The sequence below is a fragment of the Minwuia thermotolerans genome (assembly GCF_002924445.1).
Classification (GTDB): Bacteria; Pseudomonadota; Alphaproteobacteria; order Minwuiales; family Minwuiaceae; genus Minwuia; species Minwuia thermotolerans.
The window spans coordinates 58,142-82,821 of the sequence record NZ_PIGG01000068.1 but is presented as its reverse complement, the minus strand read 5'-3'; the positions used below and the strand labels follow the sequence as shown (position 1 = coordinate 82,821).

Here is a 24,680-nt window from a genome sequence, read left to right as displayed (position 1 = left end):
ATGCAATCCGGGCGGCGGCGGCGATTGTCGAAGATATCGCATTGACCGGAACCGGCCGTGCGCGCTTCAAGACAGTCATGGGCAGGCGGGAACATGGCGGGGACCTTGCGGCGGCGATGGCGCGCTTCGGCGGCGACCGGGCCGACTGGCTTGACCTGTCGACCGGCATCAACCCGAATCCCTGGCCAATGCCCGAGATCCCGCAGCGCTTTCTCACGGCCTTGCCCGAACGGGCCGATGTCGAGACGCTGATCGCTGCGGCGCGCGGGGCCTATGGCGTCCACTCCGGCAACTACATTGTCCCTGCCGGCGGCGCGCAGGCACTGATCCAGCTCATGCCGGCCCTGGCGGAAGGCGGCGACGTCCGCGTTCTCGCGCCGACCTACAACGAACATGCGGGCCGCTTCGCCGACAGCGGCCGGGCGCCGCGGGACATCGCGGAAGTGGCGGACCTGGTGGGCGCCGACGCCGCCGTGCTGGTCAATCCCAACAACCCGGACGGCCGGCGGACGGAACCGGCTCGGCTGCTGGACCTCGCCGGCAAGGTCGGCTTCCTGGTGGTCGACGAATCCTTCTGCGACGTCACGCCGGCGCTGTCGCTCTGTCCGGAGAAACTGCCGGAGAACGTCATTGTGCTCCGTTCCTTCGGCAAATTCTTCGGCCTCGCCGGGCTCAGGCTCGGCTTCGCCGTCGCGGCGGAAGACCTCGCCGAGCGGCTGGCGCGCACGCTGGGGCCCTGGGCGGTCTCCGGCCCGGCACTGTTCGCGGGCGCCGCCGCCCTGGCCGACACCACCTGGATCGAGGCAACCCGGCGTGATCTCGCGGCGGCGATGGCGCGGTTCCGGAACCTGCTGGAGGAGGCGGGCTTCGGAATCGTCGGGGGCACCGACCTGTTCGTCACCGCAAGGTCCGGCGACACCGGCGGATGGCTGACCCGCTTCGCCGCGCATCATGTCCATGTCCGCCCCTTCGGCTACGCGCCCGACTGGCTCCGCTTTGGCCTGCCGCCCGACGAGGCCGGCTGGCGTCAGCTCGAGACGGCTCTTGGTTCATGATCGATCCCGGCCATATCCTGCTGCTGCTCGCCATCGCGCTGGCCCTGGACGCCGCGCTGGGCGAACCGGAATGGCTGTGGTCACGGATCATGCACCCCATCGTGGCCGCCGGGCGGGTCATCGGCTGGCTCGACTGGCGGCTGAACCGCCCGTCGGATGCGCCGCGCCAGCAGAAGATCGCCGGGATCATGGCGACGGCGCTGATCGTCGCCGGCAGCGTCATGCTGGGTCTTGCGCTCGAAGCCCTGCCGCTCGCGGACATCATCGCCGCCGTGTCCGCCGCGATCCTGATTTCCCATCGCTCGCTCATGAACCATGTCGGCGATGTCGCGCGTGGCCTCGACCGGGGGCTGGACGAAGGACGCGCCGCAGTCGGCCGCATTGTCGGGCGCAATCCCCAGAGCCTGGACGAAGCCGGTGTCGCGCGTGCCGCGGTCGAGAGCGGCGCGGAGAACTTTTCCGACGGCGTCATCGCGCCCGCCTTCTGGTTCATCGTCGGCGGCCTGCCCGGCCTGATCGCCTACAAGGCCGTGAACACAGCCGACAGCATGATCGGCCACCGCAACACCAGGTACCGGGATTTCGGATGGGCCGCGGCGCGGCTGGACGACGCCATGAACTACATACCAGCGCGGCTGACGGCGGCGCTGTTCGCGCTGGCCGACCTGAAACTGCGGGGATTGAAGGCCGCCATCCGCGACGCGCGCGGCCACCGCTCCCCCAATGCCGGCTGGCCGGAGGCAGCGGCGGCGAAGATTCTGGGTCTCGCCCTGGCCGGACCGCGCACCTATGCGGGGCAGTTCATCGACGATCCATGGATGAACCCGGAGGGCCGCCAGGCAGCCACGCCCCGCGATATCCGGGAAAGCCTCGACCTCTACTGGCGCGCCTGGGCGATCCTGCTGGCCTTCGCGATCCTTGGGGCGTTGGTGCTTTAAAGTCCCTTCGGAGCCTCGACGCCGCTCTTCGACAGCTGCTCGACCAGCAGCGCCTTGAGGCGGCCCAGACCGTCCTCGCTGGACGCCTCGCAGCGGGCGACAAGGACAGGCTGGGTATTGGAGGCGCGGATCAGCCACCAGCCGTCTTCGGTCATCACCCGCGCGCCATCGACATCGGAGAACTTCACGCCGCCCTGCCGCAGGCGGTCGACGATCTCCTCGACCACGGTGAACTTGCGCACGTCATCGCAGTCGAAGCGGAGTTCCGGCGTGTTCACGGTGGCCGGCATGGCGCGGCGAAGGTCGGCCAGCGTCGTCTGCTGCTTCGCCAGCACGGCGAGGAACCGCACGCCCGCATAGAGCGCGTCATCGAAACCGTACCAGCGGTCGGCGAAGAAGATGTGACCCGACATCTCGCCGGCCAGCGGGCTTTTCAGCTCGGCCATCTTGGCCTTGATGAGCGAATGGCCGGTCCGGTACATCAGCGGCTTGCCGCCGGCCTCGGCAATGCCGTCGAACAACACCTGGCTGGCCTTCACGTCGGCGATGATCGTGGCTCCCGGCCGCTCGGCCAGCACGTCGCGCGCCAGCAGCAGCAGGATCTGGTCGCCCCACAGCACCTCGCCCTCGTTGTCGATCACGCCAATGCGGTCGCCGTCGCCGTCGAAGGCGATGCCGAGATCCGCGCCGACGCCGCGCACGGTCGATCGAAGCTGCGTCAGGTTTTCCGCCACCGTCGGGTCGGGATGGTGGTTCGGGAAGGTACCGTCGACCTCGCCATAGAGGACCACATGGCGGCCCGGCAGACGGCGCACGATCTCGTCGATCACCGCACCGGCGGCCCCGTTGCCGCAGTCCCAGACGACCGAAAGCTGGCGTTCGCCGGCGTAGGCGGCCACGACTTCCTCGACATAGGCGGCCGAGACATCGCGCGCGCCGACCGCGCCGGCGCCCGTTTCCCAGTCGGCAGCCACCGCGAGTTCGCCCAGCTTCTGGATGTCGGCGCCGAAGAAGGGTTTGCCGGCCATCATCATCTTGAAGCCGTTCATGTTCGGCGGGTTGTGGGAGCCGGTGACCATCACCCCGGCGTCCGCGGGCAGGTGGAAGGGCGCGAAATAGAGCATCGGCGTCGGGCCCAACCCGATGTCCGTGACATCGCAGCCGGTGGAGGCCAGCCCTTCGATCAGCGCCGCGGCGAGAGCCGGCGAACTCATGCGTCCGTCCCGGCCAACGGCGACGTGGCCGCCCCCGCCGCGCCGCACCAGGGTGCCGAAGGAGCGGCCCAGCGCCCGGGCGTCCGCCTCGGTCAGGCTATCGCCCCAGGTTCCGCGGACATCGTATTCGCGAAGGGTCGTGGGATTGAAACGATGCCCCGCGGCCATGGCTCAGTCCTCCGCCCGGATTTCGGATCGGCCGATGCTGACATAGCGGAAACCCGCCGCGCGCATCTCGTCCAGGGTGTAGATGTTGCGCAGGTCGACCATCACCGGGCGCTTCAGCAGTTTCTTCACCCTGTCGAGATCGAGGGCGCGGAAAATATTCCACTCGGTCAGGATGGCGACCGCGTCGGCGCCCTCCATCGCGTCATAGGCGTCCTCGCACCAGGTCACGCCATCCAGCAGCTTCGCTGCCTCCTCCATGCCTTCGGGATCGTAGGCGCGGATCGCCGCCCCGGCCCGCTGCAGGGCAGGTACGATGGCCAGGCTGGGGCTTTCGCGCATGTCATCCGTGTTCGGCTTGAAGGTGACGCCCAGGATCGCGACGGTCCGCCCCGCCAGGTCGTCGTCCAGCGCCCGGGCGATCTTGTCGGCCATCGCCTTCTTGCGGCTCTCATTGACGTCGTTGACGGCGTCGACGATGCGCAGGGGCGCACCATGGTTCTCGGCCGTGGCCGCCAGCGCGCGAATGTCCTTCGGAAAGCAGGAGCCGCCGAAGCCCGGTCCGGGATGCAGGAACAGGTTGCCGATCCGCTTGTCGAGTCCGATGCCGCGGGCGACGGCCTGGACGTCGGCGCCGACCTTCTCGCAGAGGTCCGCCATCTCGTTGATGAAGGTGATCTTCGTCGCCAGGAAGCAATTGGCGGCGTACTTGATCAGTTCCGACGATTCGAGGGTCGTGAAGACAATGGGCGTCTCGTTGAGAAACAGCGGACGGTAGAGTTCGCGCATGATCTGCCGCGCATGCTCGCTGTCGACGCCGCAGACGACACGGTTGGGCCGCATGAAGTCCTCGATCGCCGCGCCCTCGCGCAGGAACTCAGGGTTCGAGACGACGTGGAACTCCACCGCCGGATTGGCCTCGGCCAGAATGCGTCTCACCGCCGCGCCGGTGCCGACGGGCACCGTCGATTTGGTCACCACCACCTTGCGACCGCCCGATGCGGCGGCGATATCGCGGGCGGCCTGGTGGACATAGCTCAGATCCGCCTCTCCGCCGCCCCGGCGGCTGGGCGTGCCGACGGCGATGAAGACAGCCTCCGCCGGCCCCACGGCAGCGGCGAGATCGGTGGTGAAGGACAGCCGCCCCGCCTGCACGTTCTTCTCCACCAGTTGCTCCAACCCCGGTTCGAAGATCGGGATATCGCCCTTCTCCAGCCGGCCGATCTTCGAGGGATCCACGTCGACGCAGATCACCTCGTGGCCGAACTCCGAGAAACAGGCGCCGGAGACCAGGCCGACATAGCCCGCGCCGATCATTGCGACTTTCATGTAATTTCAGTCCCGTCGGTCTAGAGAGTGGCGGCCAGTTCGCCAAGATGGGTCTTCAGACCATCGCCGATCTCCCGATGGGCCAGACCGAAGGCGATCGTGGCCTGCAGGAAACCCAGCTTGTCGCCGCAGTCGAAGCGCCGGCCCTCGAAGGCGATGGCGAAGAAGGGCTGACGGCCGATCAGGGCGGCCATGGAATCGGTAAGCTGGATCTCGTTGCCGGCCCCCGGCCCCTGGCGCTCAAGCACCTCGAAGACCTCGGGCTGCAGGATGTAGCGTCCGATGATCGCGCGGTTCGACGGCGCCTGATCCGGCTTCGGCTTCTCCACCAGCGCCGTCACCTCGATCAGGTTGCCGTGCTGGAAGCCCGGCGAGATGATGCCGTAGCGGTCCGTATGCGCCGCAGGCACGTCCATCGCCGCGATCATGTTGCCGCCCTGGCGCGCCTGGGCATCGACCATCTGTTTCAGACAGGGGGTACGGGCCTGGATCAGATCATCGGCCAGAAGCACGGCGAACGGCTCGTCGCCGACCAGATTGCGCGCGCACCACACCGCATGACCCAGGCCGAGCGGCTCCTGCTGGCGGGTATAGGCGATAGTGCCGGCCCTGGGCATCATGGAGGTCGCGATCTCCAGCATGTCCTGCTTGCCGCGCTCCTCCAGCATCGACTGCAGTTCGAAGCTGTGATCGAAATGGTCCTCGATCGCCGTCTTGCCGCGGCCGGTGACAAAGATGAACTCCTCGATCCCGGCGGCGATCGCCTCCTCGACGGCGTACTGGATCAGCGGCTTGTCGACGACGGGCAGCATCTCCTTGGGCAGGGCCTTGGTCGCCGGCAGGAACCGCGTGCCCATGCCGCCGACCGGAAATACGGCCTTTCTCACTCTTCTGCCCATGTCACCGCTTCCGTTTTTTCCAACTTGTTATCGCGGGTTTTCTGCCACGCGGCGGCGGGCGCGACAAGCGCGGGCCTCACCGGTCCAGCAGCGCGTCCTTGGCCTCATTCAGCTTCGCGGCGTACCACGCCGAGCCGCCCTGGTCGGGATGGTACTTCTTCATCAGGCGCCGATAAGCCTCGCGCACGTCGTCATCCGAGGCGTCGTCGGGCAGTTCCAGGATCTCCAGCGCCTCGTGAACCGGCATGGCGCCGCGCCGGCCCGCGCCCGGTCCCCGGCGCTCGCCGCCCGACGATGCGGTTTCTTCCCTGCCGCCGGCCTCCCCCGGATGGGCGCGGGCGATATAGGCCTCCACCAGACGGGCCGAATCGTCGTCCTCCACCCGGCAGGTCCGCAACAGATCGTCGAGTTCTCCGAAACCGAGCTCCGACAGCCGCCGGCCTTCGAATTGTCCCTCGCGCACCAGGCCATCCATCTCGCCGGTGCTGTGGTCCAGCGTCATGTCGAGAAACCGCGTGCGCACGTCCGATGCGCCCTGGCCGGAGGCGGAGCCGCTGCCGAGACCGGGAATGCCCAGACCCGGCATGCCCTGCCAGCCCAGTCCCCGCGCCAGCAGCATCAGGCCGAACAGCCCCACCGGACCGCCGACGACGAACAGGCCGCGCAGCGTCAGCAACAGGCCGACGACGCCCAGCACCACACCGCCGCCCAGGCGGATCGCCTGAGCGATGGTCTTCGGGTCCGCCCTCAACAGCGCCTTGCCCGCCAGCGCCAAGGCCAGCAGCACGCAGAATCCCAATACAAGCCAACTCACCTGCGGCCCTCCGCGAACGGCTTCGCCTGTCGGCCCAAGACTGACAAGTCTTCCATCTCCCGTATATAGGATGCGGCGAACGGGATTGGGAGTTGAGGTTGACGGGGGGGCCGGAGGACCTGACGGCGCTGAAGAAGCGCCTGCGCGCGGATCTGCTGCGCCGCCGGGAGCACCGCGGCGGCGAGGGGCGCGCGCGGGCGGCGCTGAACCGCTGCCTGGCCCTCCGTGCCAGTTGGGCCGGCGTCCGCGTCGGCGTCTATCTCGGCTTCGGCCACGAACTGGATCCCCTGCCACTGGTGCGGGCGCTGGTCCACCGCGGCGCGGTGGTCGGCCTGCCGGTCGTGGTGCGCAACCGCCATCCACTTGTCTTTCGCCGCTACTTGCCCAATGTGCTGATGCAGCAATCGGGGTTCGGGATCTCCGAGCCCGGCGTCAGGGCCCGTCCGATCCGGCCGGATCTGGTGCTGGCGCCCCTGGTCGGGGTGGACCGGACCGGCACGCGGCTGGGCTATGGCGGCGGCTTCTACGACCGCACGATCGAGCGGTGGCGGCGGCGCGGCCATCATCCCGAGATCATCGGGCTGGCCTTCGAGGCCCAGTTCGTGCCAAGGCTGCCGGCCGGCCGCCATGACGTCAGACTGCACGGCCTGATCACAGAGGCCGCATTCAGGAGATTCACGTGAAGGTCCTTTATCTGGGAGATCTCGTCGGACGCCAGGGACGCGACGCGGCGGTCGCGCGGATCCCCGAGCTCCGCAAACGGCTCGGACTCGATTTCGTGGTCGTCAACGGCGAGAACGCCGCCGGCGGCTTCGGCATCACACCGCCAATCTGCGACGAGCTGTTCGCCGCCGGAACCGACGTCATCGTCACCGGCAACCACGTCTGGGACAACCGTGACATCCTTCCCCATTTCCAGCGGGAGAACCGTCTGCTGCGGCCGGCGAACTTTCCCGAAGGCGCCCCGGGCCGCGGCGTCGGCGTCTATGATGCGCCCGGGGGCCGGCGCGTCGCCGTCGTCCAGGTGATGGGCCGGGTGTTCATGGATCCGCTCGACTGCCCCTTCCGCGCCGCCGACAAGGCCATCGAGGCCCATCCGCTGGGCCGCGCCGTCAGTTTCACACTGGTCGACATCCACGCCGAGGCGACCAGCGAGAAGATGGCCATGGGCCACCACATGGACGGCCGCGCCTCGCTGGTGGCGGGCACCCACAGCCACGTGCCGACCGCGGATCACCAGATCCTGCCGGGCGGCACCGCCTACATGACCGATGTCGGCATGTGCGGCGACTACAATTCCGTGATCGGCATGGACAAGCAGGAGCCGCTCCGCCGCTTCATGCAGAAGACGCCCGGCGGCCGCTTCTCCCCCGCAAGCGGCGAGGCCACGGTCTGCGGCGTCTATGTCGAGAGCGACGACCGCACGGGCCTCGCCCGCCGTGTCGAACCACTCCGCATTGGCGGCCGTCTGGCCGAGGTCGTACCCGCCATCGCGTAGGCGCCACAGCCCGCCATGTTAAATGGTCCGTTAACCTGACCGGCCGTAATCTCCGGACGGCGGCAGCTCCCGTCGGGCTGGTGGAACGGGCAATGAAGGCGAACAACGTCCACTACGAAATTCTCGGACAGCGCGGCACCACCTGGACCATCCTGGCGGTCGCGGACGACCAGGAAGAGGCGATTGCGAAGGCCAAGGAGGTCCGGGCCTCCTATCGGGCCGTCAAGGTCATGCGGGAGCGTTTCGACAAGGCGAGCAACACCTATCGCGCCGGCCAGATATTCTTCTCGGGCGCCCAGGCCAAGCCATCGAAGTACAATTCCGAAGAAGTGCCCAGCGTCTGCTGGAAGGTCGAGGACTTCTATTCCTACGAAGGCCGCCGCGCGATCAACCGCCTGCTCCGCACCGAACTGGTCGAATGGGGTATCACGGCGACCGAACTGATCCACTCACTCGACCATGTCGAGAAGCTGCAGGACAACGGCACGTCGCTGCAGCGCGCGGTCCAGCAGACCGCCATCGCCCAGATCCGCGAAACCGGCCAGGGCGTGCAGGAGCGAATCAAGCAGATCTACGAACTGATCGACAAGGGCGTGAAGATCCTGCGGCGCGAAGCCCCCGCCTTCCCGGAGATCGGGCCGGACGGCCTGGACGGCGTGATCGAGCGGGTCCGGAATCAGGAAAGCCGCTCGTTCATGCTGCACGCTGCCCTGGTCCGCCATCTGACCAGCGCCACGACCTATGCCGAGAAGATGACCCGGCTGCTGGGCATGCTGCGCACCGACCACCCCGCCTGGGTTCACGAGGTCGCGGACAGCTTCGTCGCCGAACTGCTGTCGCTCGGCCGGGTGATCCACCTGCTGGTCGGGGAACGGAAGAACCTGAAGGAAGAACTCGCCGCCGCGGCGTCTCTTGTCATCGGCAGGGCCGATCCGGACGACACGCTCTACACCGCCGAGGCGCGCATGGTGAGCCGGCTGATCGCCGCCGGCAAGCTGCCGAACACGCAGCAGTCCCTGACCCGCTACCTGATCGAGAACCTGAAGGGCAAGAAACGCCTGGTCGACGGCGACGTGGCCCAGGAAAGCACGGCCGTGCGTGAACTGGTCGGCACGCTGAAGAAGCCCGACGGCAGCTGGATCGGCGAAGTGCCGATGATGGAAGCCGCGGGACAGCGCTGCGCACGCTGGCTGCATCCGGAAGCGGTCTCGGAATACCTCGCGCCGGCGGAAACGCCCGATGACAAGGCGGAGCTGCTGCTGCAGCTGGAAGGCAACATCGTCGGCAACGCCAACCGCCGCAAGCTGGCCGAGTTCCTGGTGCCCATCATCATTTCGCCCCAGGGCGAGCTGTTCCTCACCCGCGAAGGCGGCTCGGTGACCGAGCGGCTCGTCAGGCTGCGCGCGTTGCAGGTACAGGTGCTGCACAGCACCCTGCAGGACATGCACCGCCGCAAGCTGGCCGAAAAGCTGGACGACTACGCCTGCAAGGTGATCCGCAACGCCAAACTGATCGAGCGCGTGACGTCGGGCGACGGCCCGATCGTGGAGAAGTGCTTCCGCCTGCTCCGGATGCTGGTGGAGAACTACTTCACCCTGGGCAAGGCGACGGTCCTCGTGCGCGACGCCATCCGCCGCTGCCTCGCCACGCCCGATTTCGTGAGCGACTTCCTAGCCTCGACCCCGTCGAAGCAGGAGAAACTGGTCAAGCTCGAGGCGCTGCAGAAACTGTTGCGGCAGGCCGGCATCGACGACATGGAGCCGGGCGGACCAGCGCCGCCCCCGGAAACCGAGAACGACGGCGAAGCCGGGGAACCGGACGCCGAGAGCGCCGCCGCCGGCGGCTGAGGCACACGGCCTGTCAGTTCCGGACGGCTTCCTTCGCCACCCTTTCGGCGACCAGACGCGCCGCGGCGAGATCCTCCAGCGCCGCGCCCACGGACTTGAACAGGGTGATCTGTTCGGCGCTGTCGCGGCCCGGATGACTCCCGCCGCACAGATCATAGAGGTCGGCGACGATGTCCTCGATCCTGAAAACGCCGTCGGCGACGGGGCGGACGATGTCGCCGCCCTCCTTGGTGGCGCCGGGGCGGGTGTCGACGAAAACGCTGGCGCGCCGCAGCGCCTCGTCGTCGCTCTCCCGCATGTCCGGGCGGAAAGCGCCCACCAGGTCCAGGTGCGCGCCGGGCTTCAGCCATGCGCCCCGGATGATCGGCTCGGTCGACAGCGTCGCGCAGGAGATCAGGTCCGCGCTTCGCGCCGCCTGCTCCAGATTTTCAGCCGCCTCGGCCGCGACGCCTTGCCGCGAAAGTTCCTCCACCAGTGCCGCGGCCTTGTCCCGGTTGCGATTCCAGATGCGCACCCGCTCCAGCGAAGGCCGCGCCGCACGGTGCGCGCGGATCAGCATGGGCGCCAGCGCGCCGGCGCCGACCATCAGCATCTCGGCGGCGTCCTGCCGCGCCAGGTAGCGCGCCGCCAGCGCCGAAGCGGCGGCGGTGCGCCAGACGGTCAGCCGCGTGCCGTCAATGATCGCCTGCGGCCGGCCCGTGCCGGCATCCAGCAACAGGTACTGCGCCATCACCGCCGGCAGGCCACGGTCGTTGTTGCCGGGAAAGACAGTCGCGACCTTGACGCCCAGCGCATCGCCCGGACGCCAGGCTGGCATCAGCAACAGTGTGGCATTGGCCTCGCCCGGCACGGCGACGTCGTGATGATGGCGCACGGGCTGCTCGCAGCCGTCCCGGAACATCGCCTCCAGCGCGTCGGCGACCGCGGCCTCGTCCAGCACACGGTCCACCGCCGCCGCGTCGATGACCTCCATCAGGCCGCCTTCGGCTTCTGCAGCGCCGGTCGGTCCGCCCGCTCGCCATCACCGCTCTGCCGGACCTCGCGCTCCAGGTCCTGGGCGCGGTGCTCGGCCTGGCGGGCCCGCCGCCGCACGCGGCCATCGCGCAACCACATCGCCAGCGCGCCGATCAGAAGGCCGGCGAACATGGCCGCGAAGATCACGACGAACAGCGGCAGGTCGATGGCGTAGGGCACGGGCTCCAGGCGCAGTTCGACGGCCTGGCGATTGGAAAGCCCGATGGAGACGCCGATCACCAGAATCGCGAGAAAAAGCAGAATTTTCAGAAACTTCAAGACGATACGCTCCACTGCCGGGCCGGGGGCTCAGTCGGTGTTCAGGCGTTCCCGGAGTTCCTTGCCGGTCTTGAAGAAGGGCACGTACTTCTCCTGCACCTCGACCGATTCGCCGGTGCGCGGATTGCGCCCGACGCGCGCCGGCCGCCGCTTGACCGAGAACGCGCCAAAGCCACGCAGTTCCACCCGATCCCCGCGCGACAGCGCGGCGGTAATCTCGTCGAAGACGGTCGATACGACGCGTTCGAAATCCCGATGGCTGAGCTGCCTCTCCGGATCCTCGTCGACATGGCGACGCCGGTGACGTTCAGCAATGCGATTGATCAGTTCCGACTTGATCATGCGCGGCCCGATCCAGGTTGTTCAGCCCAATTCCGAAGCATGCCAAAGACCGCGCGAAACCGTCAAGCGACGGTCTCGCCGCGCATACCCGGAAAATCCAGTCTGCCACTACTAGCCTTCTCCGAAGCCCGCAGCCACATTTTTCGCATCCGGAACATGGATCGCCGGGCGCGCCAGAACGATTCCAGCCGGTCCGGATTTGCTCTAGTCTCGCGCCATGAACGGCGACATGTCACGGGAACGGCGGCCCTCGATCCGAAACAGCCTGTCGTCGCGGCTGCTGATCCTGACCGTCATCTTCGTCATGCTGGCGGAAGTGATGATCTTCGTGCCCTCGGTGGCGCGCTACCGCGTCAGCTATCTGGAACAGATGCTGGCGGAGGCCAATCTGGCGGCGCTCTCGGTGCTGGCGGCCCCCGGCAACACGATCTCCAGGGATCTGGAACACCGCCTGTTGCGTGCGGTCGGGGTCAACGGCGTGGTCATGAAGCTTCCCCAGCGGCGCATGCTGCTGCTCGCCGAAGAAATGCCGCCGGCCGTCGACGCGACCTACGACCTGCGCGGGGCGGAACCGATGGAACTGATCGGCGACGCGCTCCGGACCATGATCATGGCCGACGGGCGGACGCTCAGGATCATCGGCGACGCCCGCAACGCCGAGGACGCCTATGTCGAGATCATCATGCCGGAGGCGTCGCTGCGCGCGGCATTGCTGGACTATGGCTGGAACATCTTCAGCCTGAGCCTGTTCATCTCCATCGTCAGCGCCACGCTGCTGTTCCTGACGCTGCGCTGGATGCTGGTGCGGCCGATGCGCCGGCTGACGGCGAACATCCTGGCCTTCCGCCGCAACCCGGAAGCGGCGCATCTGCCCGAACTGCCGACCGGGCGCGGCGACGAGATCTCGCTGGCCGCGCATGAACTGGCGGAGATGGAGCGCGACCTGCGTCAGGCCCTGGTGCAGAAGAACCACCTCGCCGCCCTGGGCGCCGCGGTCAGCAAGATCAGCCACGACCTGCGCAACATCCTGGCGACCTCGCAGGTGATTTCCGAACTGCTCTCCGATTCCCTCGACCCGACCGTCAGACGCCTGGCGCCGCGGCTGATCCAGTCCCTGGACCGCGCCATCGAACTCTGCCAGCGGTCGCTGAAATACGGCAGCGCCGACGAACCGCCGCCCCGGCCGACCCGGTTCCGGCTGCGGAGCCTGGTTGCGGAGGTCGGCGACACGCTGACCCTGGACGCCAGCCAGTCGCCGGCGTGGAAGAACCTCGTGGCCGACGAACTGGAGGTCCATGCCGACCGCGACCAGCTCTACCGGGTGCTGATGAACCTGGGCCGCAACGCCGCCGAAGCCGCCGGTGAGGAGGGCGAGGTCCGCGTCAGCGCCAATGAGCATGACGGCCATATCGCCATCCGCGTCTCCGACAACGGTTCCGGCGTGCCGGAAAAGGCCCGCGAGAACCTGTTCCGTCCCTTCGTCGGCTCGGCGCGGGAAGGCGGCACCGGCCTTGGCCTCACCATCGCCCGCGACCTGGTGCAGGCCCATGGCGGGACTCTGGAACTGGAGAGGACCGGCCCTTCGGGCACCTGCTTCCGGATATTGCTGCCGCTCTAGGTTTACGAATTCTCAGCCTTTGAGGCGTTAGCTGTCGGCATGTCGAAGACGCTCGCCATCGCCATCATCGGATTCGCCCTCGCGGCCTGCGAGGCGCGGCTGTTCGACGAGCCGCCGCCCATTACCGCGACCGACTACGTGGCCGATGTCTGCGAGAGCGCCGGAACCGACTCCCAGTCCTGCCGCGACGCCGGTCAGTTGCTGGCGCTGCGCTGCTTCCGGACCATCGGGACGGTCGACTGCTACCTGTCGGAGAATCCCTTCGCCACCAGCACTTCAGGGCGTTTCTTCGTCACGCCAATCGACAGGCGTCAGCCGACACCCTCCCCCGGCTGATTCGCAATTGCCGGAATCGCGCCCGGGCCTCTAAGCTCCCTCCTCCGGTCAGGAGGGTGGACAAAGGCATGGACGGCGCGATTCTCGCCATCGCCCAGCAAAAGGGCGGCGCGGGCAAGACCACGCTCACGATTCAGCTCGGTGTGGCCCTCGCCACACTTGGCCGCCGCGTCGCGCTGGTCGACATCGATCCGCAGCAGAGTCTGACCGCCTGGCACGCATTGCGCGCCCGCCGCGACGATGTCGCCGCCATCGAGATGCGGCAGGTCTCCGGCTGGCGCGCAGGCAGCGAGGTCGGCCGGCTGCGCCGCGATTTCGACGTCGTGCTGATCGACAGCCCGCCGCATGGCGAAACCGACACAAAGTCGGCGGTCCGCGCCGCCGACCGCGTGCTGATGCCGGTCCAGCCCAGCCCCATGGACTACTGGGCGGCGAAGAACACCGTCGACCTGGCCGAGCGGGAAAAGCGCGACTTCCTGCTGGTGCTCAATCGCGTGCCCGCCCGCAGCCGCCTTTCGGACCGGATCCGCGCCATGATCGCCGCAGACGGTCTGGCCGTCGCCGAAACCACACTGGGCAACCGTCAGCCATTCGCTTCGACAATCCTGGAGGGCCGCGGCGTCGCCGAGGCTCGGCCGAACAGCCAGGCGGCGCAGGAGATCATTTCACTGGCGCGGGAGGTAGCGCATGTCTGATGGTTCCAGGCCCCGGCCGATGGAGGGCCTGACCGTGGTCGACTTCACGGCCTTCGTCGCGGGTCCCTATGCCACGCGGCTGATGGCCGACATGGGCGCCAACGTGATCAAGGTGGAACCGCCCGAAGGCGAGACCCTGCGCGGCACGCCGCCCCAGGTGAACGGCATGAGCGGCTTCTTCTCCCAGCTCAACTGCGGCAAGAAGAGCGTGACGCTCAACCTGAAGTCGGCGAAGGGGCGCGAACTGGCCGCCGACCTGGCGGCGAAGGCGGACGTGCTGATCGAGAACTTCCGTCCCGGCGTCATGCAGCGGCTGAATCTGGACTATGAGAGCCTGTCGGCGCGCAATCCGCGGCTGATCTACTGTTCGATCTCGGGCTACGGACAGACCGGACCCGACGCGCAACGCCCGGCCTTTGCGCCGATCATCAACGCGGCCAGCGGCTACACCATGGCGGAGTTCCGCTATCAGCGCGCGACCGACAAGCCTGAAAGCTCGCGCACCCTGGCGGCCGACGTGCTGGGCGCGAACCATGCGCTGATCGCGATCACCACCGCGCTCTACCGCCGCGAGATCACGGGCGAGGGCGACCGTATCGACGTCGAGTTGCTCGCCGGGCTGATGAACATGATCCCGTTCGAACTGCAGGAGGCGCAGTTCCCGATCGAGAAGCTGAACATTCCGGTCTTCGACCCGATCAAGGCGCAGGACGGCTATTTCGTCGTCGCCCCGGTGACCGTGAAGAACTTCGCCGCCCTGGCGGAGGCCTGCGGCCATCCGGAATGGCTGACCGATCCGCGGTTTTCCACCACCGGCGAGCGCATGGCGCACTGGATGGAACTGTTCGGCGAGGTCGAGAAATGGGCCGCCGACAAGAGCGCCCAGGACGCGGCGCGAACCATCGAGGCGGCCGGCTGCCCGGCGCGGCGCTATCTGACGCCGAAGCAGGCGCTGGAAAATCCGCACATGCTCGAACGCGGCAGCATCGTCGAGGTCAACGATCAGATGGGTCGCCACAAGGTCGTCAACACGCCCTTCCGTTTCGCGCGGGCCGAGGCCGGCGTCAGCGCCGGCGCGCCGAGCCTGGGGGCGCAGACCGATGGCGTGCTCGCTGAAGTCCTCGATCTGGACCGGGCGGAGATCGAAAGGCTGCGCGGCGACGGCGCTCTCGGATAGTGCGCCCCCGCCGGGCTACTCCAGCAGTTTGATGCGGACCGCATCCATGCCATGGCGGCCGTTGGCGTTGACCATACGGAAACCGTCGAAGGGGTCGCGGAACCCATTGTCGATCAGGTTGAACTTCTCGACGCCATCCACCCAGACCTGCATGCGCCCGTTCTCGGACCGCCGCCAGCGCACATCGTAGGGCTCGGGGCGGGTCGAACCGGCCACGGCGGCGGGGAACGTGAAGTCCGCCTGACGCAGCGTCGCGATAGAGCTGCCGACCCGGACCAGGCGCATCCAGCCCTCCTCCGAGAACTGCAGCCGGTATCCATTGCGGCCATCGCCGCCCTGATAAACGCCGATCTCCAGCAAGCCCTCGGCGCCGCTGAAGAGCCGCGTCTCCAGATCGAAGGCGTTGGAGATGTCGTGCGTCAGGAAGATCGAGGACGCGACGTTGACGGCGCGGCCACCCTCGCGCCCCTCCCGGCCCCGGTTGTTGCCCAGCAGCCCCTCGAAGAGACGCTTTATGCCCTCTTCCGGCGTCACCTCGCGCGAGACGTCCACATGAGAGGCAAGTTGATTGTCCCCGGTCACGAACCATTCGCCCTGGGCGACGGTCCAGGCCGGATCGGCGGTGAAGTTTCCGTCCGAGAAGTCGTCGGCGATTTCCGGACGGGACGCGGTCCCGCCATTGCGGCCTGTCCCTTGCTCCAGGCTCTCTTCCGCCGTCTCGTGACGCCGCAGGGCCTCGCGCAGATCCTGCAGGAAGCCCGGACTCGCCGCCCGGTCGCGCTCGGCCTGGCGGATCAGGTCATTCAGCTGTTCGACCAGACGTTCCGTGTGCTGGGGCGTCTCATAGCCGCCGCGCCAGCGCTCATAGCGCCGGCCGTCGTCATCCTGGGCGAATGCGGGAAGACCGAGACTGAGCACGGCCATGGACACCGCGGCGATTATCAGGCGTTTCATCGGGCTACCCTCTCGTTGTTCTTGTTCCCAACGATATGGGTAGCGTCCGGATACCGACAATGGCGGCGGACGCGTCGCGGTCAGGCCCGGACCCGGCTCAGATCCACTTCACCTCGAGAATTTCGTAGGACTTCTCGCCGCGCGGGGTCTGGACGTCGACGACATCGCCCTCGGATTTGCCGATCAGCGCCCGCGCAATGGGGGAGGTGATGGAGACCAGGCCGCTGTCGATGTCCGCCTCGTCCACACCCACGATCTGGTAGGTGCTTTCCTCGTCATTGTCGACATCGGCCAGCATGACGGTCGCGCCGAAGCGCACGATATCCCCGGACATCTTTGAGGAATCGATTACCTCCGCCCGGCCCAGCGCACTCTCGAGCTCCATCACGCGGCTTTCGATGAACCCCTGCTTCTCCTTGGCGGCGTGATACTCGGCGTTTTCCGACAGGTCACCGTGAGCGCGCGCCTCGGCGATCGCCTGGATCACCGCCGGGCGCTCGACGGACTTCAGATTCTTCAGTTCGGCCTCGAGCCGCTTGTGGCCCCGAAGCGTCATTGGCACGCGTTCCATAGCGCTCACCCCGTTTGTTTCCGGCAAATGGCTGGAAATAGCTGCGCCGGTCGCTTTCAGAGCAACCGGCGCTTGGTGTCCATCAATAGTAGGACTGCAGCGGGGCGACTTCAAGACGCCCCGTTTTCAGGGCGTGCAACGCCGCAACAGCTGCCTTGGCGCCAGCGGCGGTGGTGTAGTAGGGGATGTGGAACTGCAGCGCCGTACGCCGGAGCGAGAAGCTGTCGTGGATCGCCTTCTCGCCGTCGGTGGTGTTGAAGACGAGCTGAACTTCGCCGTTCTTGAGCGCGTCGACGATGTGCGGGCGGCCTTCCAGCACCTTGTTGATCGCCCGGCATTCGATGCCGTTGTCATTCAGGTACCGCGCGGTGCCGTGGGTCGCCACGATCGAGAAACCGAGCGCCCGGAGCTGGCTCGCCATCGCCACAGCCAGCGGCTTGTCGCTGTCGCGCAGCGAGATGAAGACCGCTCCGCCCGTCGGCAGGCGGGCGCCGGCGCCGAGCTGCGATTTCAGGAAGGCCATCTCGTAGTCTCTGGCGATGCCCATGACCTCGCCGGTGGAACGCATCTCCGGGCCGAGAATGATGTCGACGCCGGGGAACCGCGCGAAGGGGAACACCGCTTCCTTCACCGCGGTATAGGGCAGCTTCGTGACATCCCAGTCGAGGCCGAAGGTGGCGAGCTTCTCGCCGGCCATCAGCCGCGCCGCGATCTTGGCGATCGGCTTGCCGATGGTCTTGGCGACGAACGGCACGGTCCGCGAGGCCCGCGGATTGACCTCCAGGATGTAGACCAGGCCGTCCTGCACGGCGAACTGCACGTTCATCAGGCCGATGACGTTCAGCTCCCGCGCCAGCACTGCGGCCTGCCGCTTGATCTCGTCGATGATCTCGCCGTTGAGCGAGAACGGCGGCAGGGCGCACGCGCTGTCGCCCGAATGCACGCCGGCCTCCTCGATGTGCTCCATGATGCCGGCGACGAACACGTCCTCGCCGTCGGAGAGCACGTCGGCGTCGACCTCGATGGCGTTGGCCAGGTAGGAATCGACCAGCACCGGATTGGCGCCGGAAACCTTCACCGCCTCGCGGATGTAGCGGTCGAGGCCGGCGATGTCGTGGACGATCTCCATGGCCCGCCCGCCCAGCACGTAGGAGGGCCGGAGCAGCACGGGGAAGCCCAGCCGCTGGGCCACGGCCTGCGCCTCGGCGTGGCTGCGCGCAATGCCGTTGGGGGGCTGGCGCAGACCCAGCTTGCTCAGCATCTGCTGAAACAGGTCGCGGTCCTCGGCGCGGTCGATCGCCTCGACCGAAGTGCCCAGGATCGGCACGCCCGCATCCAGCAGCCCCTGCGCCAGGCGGAGCGGCGTCTGCCCCCCGAACTGCACAATGGCGCCGACCACCTCGCCCGACTGCTCCTCGGCGCGGACGATCTCCAGCACCGTCTCGATCGTCAGCGGCTCGAAATAGAGCCGGTCGGAGGTGTCGTAGTCGGTCGAGACCGTCTCCGGATTGCAGTTGACCATGATGGTCTCGTATCCCGCCTCCTTCAGGGCGAAGGCGGCATGGACACAGCAATAGTCGAACTCGATGCCCTGCCCGATGCGGTTCGGACCGCCGCCCAGAATGATGATCTTGCGGCGGTCGGTGGGCCGGGATTCGCATTCGGCCGGCTGGATCGAGCCGTCCGGGGCGGGCCACCCCTCATAGGTCGAGTACATGTAGGGCGTTTCGGATTCGAACTCGGCGGCGCAGGTGTCGATCCGCTTGTAGACCGGCCGGATTCCGGCCATGCGCCGCGCCGCGGCGGCCTTGGATTCCGAGGTCCCGGTCAGCTTCCCGATGCGCCGGTCGCCGAAGCCGAGCTTCTTCACCGCCAGCCAGCCCGCCGGTGTCCGCGGCAGGCCCTCGAGCCTGAGCGTCTCCTCGGCGGTGACGATCTCGTCGAGGCGGTCGATGTACCACGGGTCGTAGCCCGTGATCCGCGCGATGCGCTCCTTGTCCAGACCGAAGCGGAGCGCCTCGGCCGTCAGCAGCAGCCGGTCCGGCGTCGGCCGGCCCAGGGCCGCGATCAGCGCGTCCTCGTCATCGCTGTCGAGAGGCATGTCGTCCAGGCCGTCGAGCCCGGTTTCCATCGAGCGGAGCGCCTTCTGCAGGCTTTCGTGGAAGCTGCGGCCGACGGCCATGACCTCGCCCACCGATTTCATCGCCGTGGTCAGGACCGGCTCGGCGCCGGGGAACTTCTCGAAGGTGAAACGCGGAATCTTGGTCACGACATAGTCGATCGTCGGCTCGAAACTGGCCGGCGTGACCTTCGTGATGTCGTTCTGCAGTTCGTCCAGCGTGTAGCCCACCGCCAGCTTGGCGGCGACCTTGGCGATGGGAAAGCCCGTCGCCTTGGACGCCAGGGCCGAGGAGCGGCTGACGCGTGGGTTCATCTCGATCACCACCAGACGGCCTGACTGGGGATCGACGGCGAACTGCACGTTGGAGCCGCCCGTGTCGACGCCGATCTCACGCAGCACCGCGATCGAGGCGTCGCGCATGATCTGGTATTCCTTGTCCGTCAGCGTCAGCGCAGGCGCGACGGTGATGGAATCGCCGGTATGCACGCCCATCGGATCGACGTTCTCGATGGAGCAGATGATGATGCAGTTGTCCGCGTGGTCGCGGACCACCTCCATCTCGTATTCCTTCCAGCCGAGCACCGATTCCTCGATCAGGATCTGCTTGGCCGGCGAGGCGTCGAGGCCGCTGGTGACGATGGCGTCGAACTCGTCGCGGTTATAGGCGATGCCGCCGCCCTGGCCGCCCAGGGTGAAGGACGGCCGCACGATCGTCGGCAGGCCGACGATCTCCAGCGCCGCCCGTGCTTCCTCCAGCGTCGTCGCGATCTCCGAACGCGGCATCTCGAGGCCGATCCGGTTCATCGCGGCGCGGAACAGATCGCGGTCCTCCGCCATGGCGATGGCTTCCCGGTCGGCGCCGATCAGTTCCACGCCGAGGCGCTCCAGCGTGCCGTCCGCAGCCAGCGCCAGCGCCGTGTTCAGCGCCGTCTGACCGCCCATGGTGGGCAGGATCGCGTCCGGGCGCTCCTTCTCAAGAATGCGCGCCACGACCTCCGGGGTGACCGGCTCCACATAGGTCGCGTCGGCGAACTCGGGATCGGTCATGATCGTCGCCGGGTTCGAGTTGACCAGGATGATGCGGTAACCCTCGTCGCGCAGCGCCTTGCACGCCTGGGTGCCGGAATAGTCGAACTCGCAGGCCTGGCCGATGATGATCGGACCCGCGCCGATGATCATGATCGATTCGATGTCGGTGCGTTTGGGCATCGGCGGTCAGCCTTCCTTTCCGTCGATGAAGTCCGTGAAGCGGCGGAACAGGTAGTGACTGTCCTTCGGTCCCGGGCTCGCCTCCGGGTGGTACTGGACGGAGAAGACCGGCCGATCCTTCAGCCGGATGCCCTCCAGCGTGCCGTCGAACAGCGACCGATGCGTCTCCTCGACATTCTCGGGCAGGCTTTCGCGGATCACACGGAAACCGTGGTTCTGGCTGGTGATCTCGACCTTGCCGGTGGTGAAGTCCTTGACCGGCTGGTTGGCGCCGCGGTGGCCGAGCTTCATCTTCTCGGTCTCGCAGCCAAGCGCCAGGGCCAGCAGCTGATGGCCGAAGCAGATGCCGAAGACCGGCTTGCCCGCATCCACGATCTTCCTGATTTCCGGCACCGCGTAACCGGCGCTGGCCGCCGGATCGCCCGGTCCGTTGGACAGGAAGACGCCGTCGGGCTCGTGCCCCAGCACCTCCTCCGCCGTGGCGGTGGCGGGCACGACGGTGACCTCGCAGCCGAGATCGGTCAGGCAGCGCAGGATGTTGCGCTTGGTGCCGTAGTCGATGGCGACGACCTTGCGCGTGGCGGGCGCCGACTTCGCGTAGCCCCGGCCCAGCGTCCAGCCGCCCTCTTCCCAGCGATAGGTCTGGTGACAGGTGACGTCGCGGGCGAGGTCCATGCCCTTCAGGCCCGGGAACCCGCGCGCCTGTTCGACCAGCGCGTCGATGTCGAACTTCCCGTCCGGGCTGTGCGCGACGACGCCGTTGGGCGGGCCGCCGTCGCGGATCCGGCGGGTGAGCGCACGCACGTCGACGCCGGCGATGCCGGGCAGGTCGTAGGATTTCAGCCACTGGTCCAGATGGCGCGTCGCGCGCCAGTTGGACGGCTCGGTGATGTCCATGCGCAGGATCACGCCGCGGGCCGCAGGCGTGGTGCTTTCCAGATCCTCCTCATTCGCGCCCACATTGCCGATGTGGGGGAAGGTGAAGGCGATGATCTGGCCGGCATAGGAAGGATCGGTGACGATCTCCTGGTAACCGGTCATGGAGGTGTTGAAGCAGAGCTCCCCCACCGCCGTGCGCGCGGCGCCGATTCCGATGCCGTACGTCACGGTGCCGTCGGCCAGCACCAGCGCAGCCGTGCTGGACGACGCCCCGCCGGTCGGTGTCGGCGGCGCGGTCATTTTTTCATTGTCTGCCATGAGTCTACGGCTTGATAAGTCGGAGGTAAGGCGCGCCCGCAGAGGGTCCGCCGACGCGCAAATTGCCGGGAACTTAATGTTTCGCGGCAAAGGGGTCAAGCCGCGCCCCGAATGTAAAAATATTTTAAAATCAATAACTTAGTTCTTGGATTTACTTTTTGCCACACCCCCGTATTTCGATTATGTTGCGCGCCCTCACATTGGGCGTGGGTGGCAGGAATGCTGAAACAGAAGCTGAATGACGATCTGAAGGACGCAATGCGCGCCAGGGATTCGCGCCGCGTCGCGACGCTCCGCCTGATCGCCGCCGCGATCAAGGAGCAGGAAATCAGCAACCGCGGCGAGGCCGACAGCCAGGGCCTGTCCGACGAGGCCATCATCCAGATCCTGTCGAAGATGGTGAAACAGCGCCGCGAGTCGATCCGCCTCTACGAGGAGGGCGGCCGCGTCGACCTGGCCCAGCAGGAACAGGGCGAGATCGCCATCATCGAGGGCTATCTGCCGAAACAGATGGACGCCGCCGAGATCCGGCAGGTCTGCAGCCAGGTGAAGTCGGAACTCAACGCCTCGGGGCTGAAGGACATGGGCCGCTGCATGGGCGTCATCAAGGACCGCTATGCCGGCCGCATCGACATGGGCGAGGCCAGCAAGACCATGAAGTCGGAGCTGAGCTAGATCGTTGTACGAAGGGACTGAATCACCCGGCGTCCTGCGCGGCGCGCCGGCCGGTCATCCCCGCATCGCCTCGAACTGACCGCCATAGCCCGACGGGTCGATCCTGATATCGATCAGCTTCGGCAGATCGTAGGTCGCCAGCAGATCCAGCGCCGGCTGCAGCCTGTCCAGCCGGTCGACCGTCGCCGCGGCCCAGCCGAAGGCGCGGGCCATCGCCGCGAAATCGAATGTCTCCGAAGCGACGCCCGAGCGCGGGCGCTGCTGATTGCGCTGCTTGACGTCGATCAGCGACAGCGCGGAATCGTTCAGGATCACATAGGTGATGTCGGCGTTCAGTTCGGCGGCGGTGGCGAGTTCGCCCAGGCACATCATCGCGCCGCCATCGCCGGTGATCGCGACCACCGGCCGGTCCGGTTCGGCGCAGGCGCTGCCGATCGCCGCCGGCAGGGCGTAGCCCATCGTGGACAGCCCGTTCGACTTGAGCACGCCTGCGGGCTCGCGGGCGATCCACTGCGCCAGGGTCGGGATCATGTGCGCGCCCGCATCGACCGTCAGCCGGGCCGAAGTGTCGGAAGCGGCCTGGATCATGCGGACCGCATCGTCGGGGGAGACGCCTTCGACCGCCGGATAGGCGACGCGCGCCCGATAGGCCGCGCGATGACCGGCAATGGCCTCGTCCCAGTCCGCGCCGCGCGCCGTCCGCGCAAGCTCCGCGGCCATCCGGCCGATGTCGCCGACGGCCATGACTTCCGGCGCCGGATGCCCGCCGGCCGCGGCCCAGTCCCAGGCCGAGAGCGCCAGCACCGGCGCGTCGTACATCCAGCGGCCGGGAATGGCCTCGACCGGGTCGTGGCCCACCAGCAGGATCAGGTCGGCGTCGTTCAGCACCGCCGCCTCCGCCGTGCCGCCGGTGAAAGTGGCGACGAAATGGCTGTCGTCGTCGGCGATGACGCCCTTGGCCTTGTAGGTGGTCAGGCAGGCTGCGTTCAGCGCCCGGGCCAGCGCGCGCACCGGCTCGCCCGCATGGCGCGCCTGCAGGCCGACGATCATCGCCACCCTGCACGATCCGTCGAGGCGTTCGGCGATGCGGGCGAGTTCCGGCGGCGGCGCGGCATCCTGCTCCGCCGGCCCCGGCACCGCGTCTTCGAAGGGCAGGCCGGCCTCGGCCGCCGTCATGTCGACATGGACCGGCCCCCGTGGATCGGCGGTCATAATGTCCATCAGAGCCGCGATCTCCGCCCCCGGCGTCGACGGGGTCAGCCAGGCCGCCGCCCTGGCGACGGGGCGGAACATCGCCGGCTGGTCGAATTTCTGGTGCCAGCTCGGCCGGTTCGGATCCTCGGGCACCCGGTCCGTGAACAGCATCACCGGCGCGCGCTCCAGCGCGCAGTAGGCCATGCCGTTGACGGCGCTCGCCGCCCCCGGCCCGACGCCGGCGAGCGCCGCGCCCGGTGCGCCGGTGATCTCCGCGGTCGCCGCCGCGGCCAGCATCGCCGCCGTCTCGGTCCGCGTCAGCACGAAGCGCACGCCCAGCTTCCCGCAGGCCTCGATCAGGTCCAGGCTGGAGCCGCCGCCGGGGACCCCGAACAGGTGCCGCGTCCCCCGCGCCCGCAGCGCGCCCACCAGCGCCTCGGCGAATGTCGTCATGTCTGCCCCTCCCCCGAATGAAGAAGGGGGCCGAAGCCCCCTTCCCCGTCATCCGGCATGATGCGTCAGATCGGGCCGTCCGTCACCACAGGGCGACGGGGTTGATGATCATCTGGACCGCGCCCTTCACGCGCGCCTGACCGAGCACGAACATGAACTCCTGCACGCCCTGGGACACCAGCGGACCGGTGTTCATGGTCTCCAGGATGTAGATGCCGTTCTCCTTCAGGAAGGTGACATGGCCGTAGAAGATCTTGTCGCCCTTCGCCGGCGGCACGGCTTCCACGCCCCAGGTGTCGGCGCCGACCGCGACCGGGTTCTTGTCCGCCAGCCAGACGGCGGCAGCGTTGTTCAGGCCCGGCTCACCGCTGACCCAGGCCTTGGGATCGCTTTCCAGCTTGGCGTCGGTCCAGCCGGTGTGCACAAGGATGATGTCGCCATCCTTGAAGGTGACGCCCTGCGCCTTGGAGGCGGCCTCGAGATCCTCCGGCGTGATCGCCTCGCCGGCGGCCATCGTTTCGACGCCCTTGTGCTTGGCCATGTCGATGATCACGCCACGGCCCACCAGCGGCGGGACGTTGTGGATACCCAGCTTCTTCAGGCCGGTGACGAAGGCGATATCCGCAGGCGAGTTGCAGTTGTAGTAGGTGCCCTCGCCCAGATGGCCGAGGCCGTCCAGCTGCGGGCCGATACCGAACCAGAGCTGGGCCACGTCGTCGTTGTAGATCGAGCTCCAGCCGAAGTCCTGCGCCAGATCGCGGCCGCCCTGTTGTCCGGGCGAGACGACCTGCAGCATCATCCCGCGCGGCGGGAAGGCCGGCATGTTGGGATCGATGACGATGCCCAGCGGATGGGTCATGCCCTGTTTGACCAGGCCCGCGGCGGCCTTCACCCGCTCCGTCGTGATCAGGTTGGCGGCGCCGATCTCGTCGTCCGCGCCGTACTTCGACGGCTGGCATTCCTGCGCCAGCACCGGGCCGGCGGCGAGCGCGAGCCCAAGTGTCGCGCCAATCAGCAGTCTCTTCATGGTGACGTCTCCTCCTTGTCTTCTTGCGACGCCGCCCGATAGCCGGCGCCAGCCCCCC

The 24,680-nt window shown here is 67.7% G+C and carries 23 protein-coding genes; 10 read left to right on the top strand and 13 right to left on the bottom strand.

Annotated elements, in window-relative coordinates:
* The first annotated feature begins 77 nt into the window (after window positions 1–77).
* On the top strand, window positions 78–1,055 hold the full coding sequence (cobD, locus tag CWC60_RS19750; protein WP_109795705.1) for a threonine-phosphate decarboxylase CobD: 978 nt from the start codon (window positions 78–80) through the stop codon (window positions 1,053–1,055).
* Window positions 1,052–1,993 (top strand): adenosylcobinamide-phosphate synthase CbiB, encoded by a 942-nt coding sequence (cbiB, locus tag CWC60_RS19745; RefSeq protein ID WP_109795646.1) that lies wholly within the window; start codon window positions 1,052–1,054, stop codon window positions 1,991–1,993. Before cobD ends, cbiB begins: the two co-directional genes overlap by 4 nt.
* Here the strand turns inward: cbiB and pgmG are convergent.
* The 4 genes from pgmG to CWC60_RS19725 all read right to left on the bottom strand — a co-directional run bounded on the left by pgmG (window position 1,990) and on the right by CWC60_RS19725 (window position 6,414).
* Complete coding sequence (gene pgmG, locus CWC60_RS19740) at window positions 1,990–3,375, bottom strand: phosphoglucomutase/phosphomannomutase PgmG (RefSeq protein WP_109795645.1); 1,386 nt, start codon at window positions 3,373–3,375, stop codon at window positions 1,990–1,992. The genes cbiB and pgmG overlap by 4 nt on opposite strands.
* 3 nt (window positions 3,376–3,378) lie before the next feature.
* Window positions 3,379–4,701, bottom strand: a complete 1,323-nt coding sequence (locus CWC60_RS19735) for a UDP-glucose dehydrogenase family protein (protein WP_109795644.1) — start codon at window positions 4,699–4,701, stop codon at window positions 3,379–3,381.
* A gap of 20 nt (window positions 4,702–4,721) precedes the next feature.
* Window positions 4,722–5,600 (bottom strand): UTP--glucose-1-phosphate uridylyltransferase GalU, encoded by an 879-nt coding sequence (gene galU, locus CWC60_RS19730; protein WP_109795643.1) that lies wholly within the window; start codon window positions 5,598–5,600, stop codon window positions 4,722–4,724.
* A gap of 76 nt (window positions 5,601–5,676) precedes the next feature.
* A complete protein-coding gene (locus CWC60_RS19725) occupies window positions 5,677–6,414 on the bottom strand; it encodes a DnaJ domain-containing protein (RefSeq protein WP_125182831.1) in 738 nt (245 codons plus the stop codon).
* A gap of 98 nt (window positions 6,415–6,512) precedes the next feature.
* On the opposite strand from CWC60_RS19725, the gene CWC60_RS19720 reads away from it, so the two are divergent.
* From CWC60_RS19720 to CWC60_RS19710, 3 genes are all read left to right on the top strand, one after another.
* Complete coding sequence (locus CWC60_RS19720) at window positions 6,513–7,097, top strand: 5-formyltetrahydrofolate cyclo-ligase (RefSeq protein WP_164516651.1); 585 nt, start codon at window positions 6,513–6,515, stop codon at window positions 7,095–7,097.
* The gene (locus CWC60_RS19715) at window positions 7,094–7,912 is read left to right on the top strand and encodes a TIGR00282 family metallophosphoesterase (protein ID WP_109795640.1); all 819 of its coding nucleotides are present in this window, start codon (window positions 7,094–7,096) and stop codon (window positions 7,910–7,912) included. Before CWC60_RS19720 ends, CWC60_RS19715 begins: the two co-directional genes overlap by 4 nt.
* A 92-nt stretch (window positions 7,913–8,004) precedes the next feature.
* Entirely contained in the window at window positions 8,005–9,759 is a 1,755-nt protein-coding gene (locus tag CWC60_RS19710) for a hypothetical protein (RefSeq protein WP_109796421.1), read from the top strand.
* Window positions 9,760–9,772: 13 nt separating this feature from the next.
* Here CWC60_RS19710 and lhpI read toward each other — a convergent pair whose 3' ends face one another.
* Genes lhpI through CWC60_RS19695 form a run of 3 tightly spaced genes read right to left on the bottom strand, consistent with a single transcriptional unit; the run spans window position 9,773 to window position 11,394 of the window.
* Window positions 9,773–10,732, bottom strand: a complete 960-nt coding sequence (lhpI, locus tag CWC60_RS19705) for a bifunctional Delta(1)-pyrroline-2-carboxylate/Delta(1)-piperideine-2-carboxylate reductase (RefSeq protein WP_109795638.1) — start codon at window positions 10,730–10,732, stop codon at window positions 9,773–9,775.
* Window positions 10,732–11,052, bottom strand: a complete 321-nt coding sequence (locus tag CWC60_RS19700) for a lipopolysaccharide assembly protein LapA domain-containing protein (protein ID WP_164516650.1) — start codon at window positions 11,050–11,052, stop codon at window positions 10,732–10,734. Before CWC60_RS19700 ends, lhpI begins: the two co-directional genes overlap by 1 nt.
* Window positions 11,053–11,082: 30 nt before the next feature.
* On the bottom strand, window positions 11,083–11,394 hold the full coding sequence (locus tag CWC60_RS19695) for an integration host factor subunit beta (protein ID WP_109795636.1): 312 nt from the start codon (window positions 11,392–11,394) through the stop codon (window positions 11,083–11,085).
* A 229-nt stretch (window positions 11,395–11,623) separates the two neighbouring features.
* On the opposite strand from CWC60_RS19695, the gene CWC60_RS19690 reads away from it, so the two are divergent.
* The 4 genes from CWC60_RS19690 to CWC60_RS19675 all read left to right on the top strand — a co-directional run bounded on the left by CWC60_RS19690 (window position 11,624) and on the right by CWC60_RS19675 (window position 15,220).
* Window positions 11,624–13,012, top strand: coding sequence for a sensor histidine kinase (locus tag CWC60_RS19690; RefSeq protein WP_164516649.1), 1,389 nt, complete (start codon window positions 11,624–11,626; stop codon window positions 13,010–13,012).
* 39 nt (window positions 13,013–13,051) lie between these two features.
* The gene (locus CWC60_RS19685) at window positions 13,052–13,348 is read left to right on the top strand and encodes a hypothetical protein (protein ID WP_109795634.1); all 297 of its coding nucleotides are present in this window, start codon (window positions 13,052–13,054) and stop codon (window positions 13,346–13,348) included.
* Between the two features lie 68 nt (window positions 13,349–13,416).
* Complete coding sequence (gene parA / locus CWC60_RS19680; RefSeq protein ID WP_109795633.1) at window positions 13,417–14,043, top strand: ParA family partition ATPase; 627 nt, start codon at window positions 13,417–13,419, stop codon at window positions 14,041–14,043.
* A complete protein-coding gene (locus CWC60_RS19675; RefSeq protein WP_109795632.1) occupies window positions 14,036–15,220 on the top strand; it encodes a CaiB/BaiF CoA transferase family protein in 1,185 nt (394 codons plus the stop codon). Before parA ends, CWC60_RS19675 begins: the two co-directional genes overlap by 8 nt.
* A 15-nt stretch (window positions 15,221–15,235) precedes the next feature.
* On the opposite strand, the gene CWC60_RS19670 is transcribed toward CWC60_RS19675, so the two are convergent.
* The 4 genes from CWC60_RS19670 to carA all read right to left on the bottom strand — a co-directional run bounded on the left by CWC60_RS19670 (window position 15,236) and on the right by carA (window position 21,255).
* The gene (locus CWC60_RS19670; RefSeq protein ID WP_109795631.1) at window positions 15,236–16,174 is read right to left on the bottom strand and encodes a hypothetical protein; all 939 of its coding nucleotides are present in this window, start codon (window positions 16,172–16,174) and stop codon (window positions 15,236–15,238) included.
* A gap of 97 nt (window positions 16,175–16,271) precedes the next feature.
* Window positions 16,272–16,745, bottom strand: coding sequence for a transcription elongation factor GreA (greA, locus tag CWC60_RS19665; RefSeq protein WP_109795630.1), 474 nt, complete (start codon window positions 16,743–16,745; stop codon window positions 16,272–16,274).
* Window positions 16,746–16,827: 82 nt separating this feature from the next.
* Entirely contained in the window at window positions 16,828–20,076 is a 3,249-nt protein-coding gene (carB, locus tag CWC60_RS19660; protein WP_109795629.1) for a carbamoyl-phosphate synthase large subunit, read from the bottom strand.
* Between the two features lie 6 nt (window positions 20,077–20,082).
* Window positions 20,083–21,255 (bottom strand): glutamine-hydrolyzing carbamoyl-phosphate synthase small subunit, encoded by a 1,173-nt coding sequence (gene carA / locus CWC60_RS19655; protein WP_206420054.1) that lies wholly within the window; start codon window positions 21,253–21,255, stop codon window positions 20,083–20,085.
* 237 nt (window positions 21,256–21,492) lie between these two features.
* Between carA and CWC60_RS19650 the strand changes: the two genes are divergently transcribed.
* Window positions 21,493–21,948 (top strand): GatB/YqeY domain-containing protein, encoded by a 456-nt coding sequence (locus CWC60_RS19650; RefSeq protein WP_109795627.1) that lies wholly within the window; start codon window positions 21,493–21,495, stop codon window positions 21,946–21,948.
* 54 nt (window positions 21,949–22,002) lie between these two features.
* Here CWC60_RS19650 and CWC60_RS19645 read toward each other — a convergent pair whose 3' ends face one another.
* On the bottom strand, window positions 22,003–23,595 hold the full coding sequence (locus CWC60_RS19645; protein ID WP_109795626.1) for a thiamine pyrophosphate-binding protein: 1,593 nt from the start codon (window positions 23,593–23,595) through the stop codon (window positions 22,003–22,005).
* 82 nt (window positions 23,596–23,677) lie between these two features.
* Entirely contained in the window at window positions 23,678–24,622 is a 945-nt protein-coding gene (locus CWC60_RS19640; RefSeq protein WP_109795625.1) for a cyclase family protein, read from the bottom strand.
* Window positions 24,623–24,680 lie beyond the last annotated feature (58 nt).

What these genes read in the sequence shown, in the direction of transcription:
- cobD (WP_109795705.1), top strand. Translation starts at nt 78, where the DNA reads ATGGGCAGGCGGGAACATGGCGGGGACCTTGCGGCGGCGATGGCGCGC.
- cbiB (WP_109795646.1), top strand. Translation starts at nt 1,052, where the DNA reads ATGATCGATCCCGGCCATATCCTGCTGCTGCTCGCCATCGCGCTGGCC.
- pgmG (WP_109795645.1), bottom strand. Translation starts at nt 3,375, where the DNA reads ATGGCCGCGGGGCATCGTTTCAATCCCACGACCCTTCGCGAATACGAT.
- CWC60_RS19735 (WP_109795644.1), bottom strand. Translation starts at nt 4,701, where the DNA reads ATGAAAGTCGCAATGATCGGCGCGGGCTATGTCGGCCTGGTCTCCGGC.
- galU (WP_109795643.1), bottom strand. Translation starts at nt 5,600, where the DNA reads ATGGGCAGAAGAGTGAGAAAGGCCGTATTTCCGGTCGGCGGCATGGGC.
- CWC60_RS19710 (WP_109796421.1), top strand. Translation starts at nt 8,005, where the DNA reads ATGAAGGCGAACAACGTCCACTACGAAATTCTCGGACAGCGCGGCACC.
- lhpI (WP_109795638.1), bottom strand. Translation starts at nt 10,732, where the DNA reads ATGGAGGTCATCGACGCGGCGGCGGTGGACCGTGTGCTGGACGAGGCC.
- CWC60_RS19695 (WP_109795636.1), bottom strand. Translation starts at nt 11,394, where the DNA reads ATGATCAAGTCGGAACTGATCAATCGCATTGCTGAACGTCACCGGCGT.
- CWC60_RS19690 (WP_164516649.1), top strand. Translation starts at nt 11,624, where the DNA reads ATGTCACGGGAACGGCGGCCCTCGATCCGAAACAGCCTGTCGTCGCGG.
- CWC60_RS19685 (WP_109795634.1), top strand. Translation starts at nt 13,052, where the DNA reads ATGTCGAAGACGCTCGCCATCGCCATCATCGGATTCGCCCTCGCGGCC.
- parA (WP_109795633.1), top strand. Translation starts at nt 13,417, where the DNA reads ATGGACGGCGCGATTCTCGCCATCGCCCAGCAAAAGGGCGGCGCGGGC.
- CWC60_RS19675 (WP_109795632.1), top strand. Translation starts at nt 14,036, where the DNA reads ATGTCTGATGGTTCCAGGCCCCGGCCGATGGAGGGCCTGACCGTGGTC.
- CWC60_RS19670 (WP_109795631.1), bottom strand. Translation starts at nt 16,174, where the DNA reads ATGAAACGCCTGATAATCGCCGCGGTGTCCATGGCCGTGCTCAGTCTC.
- greA (WP_109795630.1), bottom strand. Translation starts at nt 16,745, where the DNA reads ATGGAACGCGTGCCAATGACGCTTCGGGGCCACAAGCGGCTCGAGGCC.
- carB (WP_109795629.1), bottom strand. Translation starts at nt 20,076, where the DNA reads ATGCCCAAACGCACCGACATCGAATCGATCATGATCATCGGCGCGGGT.
- carA (WP_206420054.1), bottom strand. Translation starts at nt 21,255, where the DNA reads ATGACCGCGCCGCCGACACCGACCGGCGGGGCGTCGTCCAGCACGGCT.
- CWC60_RS19650 (WP_109795627.1), top strand. Translation starts at nt 21,493, where the DNA reads ATGCTGAAACAGAAGCTGAATGACGATCTGAAGGACGCAATGCGCGCC.
- CWC60_RS19645 (WP_109795626.1), bottom strand. Translation starts at nt 23,595, where the DNA reads ATGACGACATTCGCCGAGGCGCTGGTGGGCGCGCTGCGGGCGCGGGGG.
- CWC60_RS19640 (WP_109795625.1), bottom strand. Translation starts at nt 24,622, where the DNA reads ATGAAGAGACTGCTGATTGGCGCGACACTTGGGCTCGCGCTCGCCGCC.